Source organism: Paenibacillus campinasensis (genome assembly GCF_002272015.1).
GTDB lineage: Bacteria > Bacillota > Bacilli > Paenibacillales > Paenibacillaceae > Paenibacillus_AQ > Paenibacillus_AQ campinasensis.
Genome location: NZ_NPBY01000166.1, coordinates 1 through 210, shown reverse-complemented (window position 1 = coordinate 210; position 210 = coordinate 1). Strand labels below are relative to the sequence as shown.

The 210-nt window shown below is 53.8% G+C and carries 2 tRNA genes; both read left to right on the top strand.

From position 1 onward, the window contains the following. The first annotated feature begins 1 nt into the window (after window position 1). Window positions 2–77 (top strand) — tRNA-Val (locus CHH67_RS25885). A gap of 39 nt (window positions 78–116) precedes the next feature. Next, a tRNA-Met gene (locus CHH67_RS25880) sits at window positions 117–193 on the top strand. Window positions 194–210: the final 17 nt, after the last annotated feature.

The following is a 210-nucleotide window of genomic DNA, read 5'->3' as shown; positions in this document are numbered from 1 at the left end:
CGGAGGCTTAGCTCAGCTGGGAGAGCATCTGCCTTACAAGCAGAGGGTCGGGGGTTCGATCCCCTCAGCCTCCACCACTTTTAATAACAATGTGAATATGTTACCCTTTTTAATGACGCGGGGTGGAGCAGTTCGGTAGCTCGTCGGGCTCATAACCCGAAGGTCGTAGGTTCAAATCCTGCCCCCGCAACCAATTTACCGCATAAGCGG